The sequence below is a fragment of the Streptomyces sp. NPDC026522 genome (genome assembly GCF_055567555.1).
Genome location: NZ_JBVHQF010000028.1, coordinates 1 through 3,400, shown reverse-complemented (window position 1 = coordinate 3,400; position 3,400 = coordinate 1). Strand labels below are relative to the sequence as shown.

Below are 3,400 nucleotides of genomic sequence, written 5' to 3'. Positions count from 1 at the left end.
GATGGCGTCGGTCGACTGCTCCGGGTGGAGCTGGAACTCCTCCGAGAGGTGGACGCCGATGCGCTCCGGCTGGAGCATGTCGGCGATCTTGGCGCGGTCCTCCAGGTCGGGGCAGGCGCCGTAGCCGAGCGAGAAGCGGGCGCCGCGGTACTTGAGGGCGAACATGTCCTCGACCTCGGCCGGGTCCTCGCCACCGAAGCCGAGTTCGGCGCGGACGCGGGCGTGCCAGTACTCGGCGAGGGCCTCGGCGAGCTGGACGGACAGGCCGTGCAGCTCCAGGTACTCGCGGTAGGAGTCGGACTCGAACAGCTTGGCGGTGGCCTCGCCGATCTTCGAGCCGACGGTGACCACCTGGAGGCCGACGACGTCGGTCTCGCCGGACTCCTCCGGGCGGAAGAAGTCGGCGAGGCACAGGCGCCGGCCGCGGCGCTGGCGCGGGAAGGTGAAGCGGGTCCGCTCTCCTCCGTTCTCGTCCAGGATGATCAGGTCCTCGCCCTTGGACACGCAGGGGAAGTACCCGTAGACCACGGCGGCCTCCAGCAACCGCTCGGTGTGCAGCTTCTCCAGCAGCCCACGGAGCCTGGGGCGTCCCTCCGACTCGATCAGACCGGCGTCCTTGAGGCCCCACTGGCCCTTGAAGAGGGCGCCCTCGTCCAGCCAGGAGGCGTAGTCCTTGAGCGGGATGCCCTTGACGACGCGGGTGCCCCAGAACGGCGGGGCCGGCACGGGCACGTCGACCGCCACGTCCGAACGGCCCGTGCTCTGCTCCGGTTCCGGGACGTCGAGGGCGGTGGCGCGCTGCGGAACCCGGCGCTGCTTGAGGGGCGGCAGTTCGGCGCCGGGGACGCCGCGCTTGACGGCGATGAGGGCGTCCATCAGGCGCAGGCCCTCGAAGGCGTCGCGGGCGTAGCGGACTTCGCCCTCGTAGATCTCGTGGAGGTCCTGTTCGACGTAGGCGCGGGTCAGGGCGGCGCCGCCGAGGATGACCGGAAAGCGAGACGCGAGACCCCGGCCGTTCAGTTCTTCCAGGTTCTCCTTCATGATCACGGTGGACTTCACGAGGAGGCCGGACATGCCGATCACGTCGGCCTTGTGTTCCTGGGCGGCTTCCAGGATCGCGGAGACGGGCTGCTTGATGCCGATGTTGACGACGTTGTAGCCGTTGTTCGTCAGAATGATGTCGACGAGGTTCTTGCCGATGTCATGGACGTCACCGCGGACCGTGGCCAGCACGATCGTGCCCTTGCCGTCGTCATCGGTCTTCTCCATGTGCGGTTCCAGATACGCCACCGCCGTCTTCATCACCTCGGCCGACTGCAGCACGAACGGCAGCTGCATCTGCCCGGAACCGAACAGCTCACCGACGACCTTCATGCCCTCCAGCAGCGTGTCGTTGACGATGTCCAGCGCCGGACGGCCCTGCAGCGCCTCGTCCAGATCGGCCTCCAGACCGTTCTTCTCCCCGTCGATGATCCGGCGCTGGAGCCGCTCGTCCAGCGGCAGCGCAAGGAGCTCCTCGGCGCGGCCGTCCTTCATCGACTTGGTGTTGACGCCCTCGAACAGCGCCATCAGCTTCTGCAGCGGATCGTAGTCCTCGGCCCGCCGGTCGTAGATCAGGTCCAGGGCCGTCTGCACCTGCTCCTCATCGAAACGGGCGATCGGCAAGATCTTCGAGGCGTGCACGATCGCCGAGTCCAGACCCGCCTTGACGCACTCGTCCAAGAACACCGAATTGAGCAGGACGCGGGCGGCCGGGTTGAGACCGAAGGAGATGTTCGACAGGCCCAAGGTGGTCTGCACGTCGGGGTGGCGCCGCTTGAGTTCACGGATCGCCTCGATGGTGGCGATACCGTCCTTGCGCGACTCCTCCTGACCCGTGCAGATGGTGAAGGTGAGGGTGTCGATGAGGATGTCCGACTCGTGGATGCCCCAGCTGCCGGTCAGGTCAGTGATCAGCCGCTCGGCGATGGCCACCTTGTGCTCGACGGTACGGGCCTGGCCCTCCTCATCGATGGTCAGCGCGATCAGCGCCGCACCGTGCTCACGCGCCAGCGCCGTCACCCTCGCGAACCGCGACTCCGGGCCGTCACCGTCCTCGTAGTTCACCGAGTTGATGACCGCCCGCCCGCCCAGCTTCTCCAGACCCGCCTGGATCACAGGAACCTCGGTGGAGTCCAACACGATCGGCAGCGTCGAGGCCGTCGCGAACCGCCCGGCCAGCTCCTTCATGTCGGCCACCCCGTCCCGGCCCACATAGTCCACGCACAGGTCCAGCATGTGCGCGCCCTCGCGGATCTGGTCCCGGGCCATCTCCACACAGTCGTCCCAGCGGGCCTCCAGCATCGCCTCGCGGAACTTCTTCGACCCGTTGGCGTTGGTCCGCTCACCGATCGCCATGTACGAGGTGTCCTGGCGGAACGCCACCGTCTGGTACAGCGACGACGCACCCGGCTCCGGCTGCGGCCGCCGCTCGGCCGGCGCCAGGCCACGCACCCGCTCCACCACCTGCCGCAGGTGCTCGGGAGTGGTGCCGCAGCAGCCCCCCACCAGCGACAGCCCGTACTCACGCACGAACGTCTCCTGCGCATCGGCCAGCTCCGGAGCCGACAGCGGATAGTGCGCGCCGTCCTTGCCCAGCACCGGCAGACCCGCGTTGGGCATGCACGACAGCGGGATCCGCGCGTTACGGGCCAGATAACGCAGGTGCTCGCTCATCTCGGCCGGCCCGGTCGCGCAATTCAGGCCGATCATGTCGATACCGAGCGGCTCCAGCGCCGTCAGCGCCGCACCGATCTCCGAACCCAGCAGCATGGTGCCGGTCGTCTCGACCGTCACCGAACAGATCAACGGCACCGAAACACCCAGCGCCTCCATCGCACGCCGCGCGCCAATCAAGGAGGACTTCGTCTGCAGCAGATCCTGCGTCGTCTCCACCAGCAGCGCGTCCGCACCGCCCGCGATCAGCCCCTCAGCGTTGATCTGATAGGCATCACGGATCGTCGCGTACTCGATATGACCCAAAGTCGGCAGCTTGGTGCCCGGTCCCATCGAACCCAGCACCCAGCGCTGCTGCCCGCTCGACGCCGTGAACTCGTCCGCGACCTCACGCGCGATCCGGGCACCCGCCTGCGACAGCTCGAAGTTACGCCCGGGAATGTCATACTCCGCCAACGCCGCGAAGTTCGCACCGAACGTATTGGTCTCCACACAGTCCACACCCGCCGCGAAGTACTCCCGGTGCACGTTCGCCACGATGTCAGGACGAGTCACGTTCAAGACCTCATTGCAGCCCTCCAGCTGCTGGAAGTCCTCCATCGTCGGATCCTGCGCCTGGAGCATGGTCCCCATCGCCCCGTCGGCGACCACCACACGGGTGGCGAACGCCTCCCGGAGGGCATCG

The 3,400-nt window shown here is 67.7% G+C and carries 1 protein-coding gene; it reads right to left on the bottom strand.

Translation table 11 applies throughout. The features are described 5' to 3' along the window. The coding region (metH, locus tag ACZ4M3_RS35315; RefSeq protein ID WP_467739735.1) for a methionine synthase at positions 1–3,400 on the bottom strand (3,400 nt) is incomplete at both ends.